Raw genomic sequence first — 850 nt, 5'->3', positions numbered from 1 at the left:
GGGCGCCGGTCACGGGGGCGGCGGGCCGGGCGCTCACGGCCGTACCGGGCACGGAGCTGCCGGGCACGGAGCTGCCGGGCACGGGGCTGCCGGGCATGCCCCTGTCGGGCTCGGTACGGGCCGGCGTGGCGGGCATCGACTCGCGCGGGGCATCCGGGTCTTCCAGCGGAACACCGCGCCCCTGGTGCGGGCCGAGCTGGCGCGGCTGGCGCGGGAAGGGCAGCGGCCCTCGCAGCTCTTCCTGACGTGCGCCGACTCACGGCTGGTCACCTCGATGATCACCGCCAGTGGTCCGGGGGATCTGTTCGTGGTGCGCAATGTGGGCAACCTGGTGCCGTTGCCGGGTGCGGAGAGCGGTGACGACTCGGTGGCGGCGGCGATCGAGTACGCGGTGGAGGTGCTCCAGGTGCGGTCCATCACCGTGTGCGGCCACTCCGGCTGCGGGGCCATGCAGGCGCTGCTGCGCTCGGAGCCGGGCGAGGAGGCGGCGGGCGAGACACAGACACCGCTGCGGCGGTGGCTGCGGCACGGGGTGCCGAGTCTGGAACGCATGGCGGACGACAGCCGACCGTGGGCCAGGCTGGCCGGACGGCATCCGACCGACGCGGTGGAGCTGCTGTGCCTCACCAACGTGGTGCAGCAGTTGGAGCATCTACGGGCGCACGAGTCGGTGGCGCGAGCGCTGGAGGCCGGGGTGCTGGAGCTGCATGGGATGTACTTCCACGTGGGCGAGGCGCAGGCCTATCTGCTCACCGAGGCGAAGGAAGGCCAGGTGTTCGATCAGGTGCGAGAGGAGGACGACGTACCGGCCTGAGCCGGCAGGAGAAGCGGGGCGGGCAGGGCTGGGTGG

General features: G+C 73.2%; 1 protein-coding gene. It reads left to right on the top strand.

Going from position 1 to position 850, the window contains the following annotated elements; translation table 11 throughout:
• A partial coding sequence (locus MTQ10_RS30825; protein WP_374117733.1) for a carbonic anhydrase occupies window positions 1-814 on the top strand: 814 nt, incomplete at its 5' end.
• Window positions 815-850 lie beyond the last annotated feature (36 nt).

This window comes from Streptomyces sp. XM83C, assembly GCF_023072675.1.
In the GTDB taxonomy this organism is placed as follows: Bacteria; Actinomycetota; Actinomycetes; order Streptomycetales; family Streptomycetaceae; genus Streptomyces; species Streptomyces thermocoprophilus.
The sequence above is the reverse complement of the archived record's forward strand: the minus strand, read 5'-3'. Positions and strand labels throughout refer to the sequence as shown.